Annotated in this window: 1 protein-coding gene; it reads right to left on the bottom strand. The window is 53.5% G+C overall.

All coding sequences use genetic code 11. From position 1 onward, the window contains the following. Positions 1–202: hypothetical protein (locus AC5O63_RS22540; RefSeq protein ID WP_494506280.1), on the bottom strand; the 202-nt coding region annotated here is incomplete at both ends.

Here is a 202-nt window from a genome sequence, read left to right as displayed (position 1 = left end):
AAAGCTGTAGCTGCCATCGGCACGGATGGTTAATGTGCCGTAATCATTGCTGATCACCGTATCACTGCCGTCCGTCACTGCCGTCGCCGTGCCGGACGTGCCATTTAAGATGCCCGTGACTTTCAGGGCATCACCATCCACATCGCTGTCATTCGACAACACACCGTTGTCTTTATTCACGGTGAGTGTGGCGTCTTCTTTC

It is taken from the genome of Vibrio sp. SCP2 (assembly GCF_059295395.1).
Note: the sequence above shows the minus strand (reverse complement) of the source record. Positions and strands in the feature narration are given on the sequence as shown.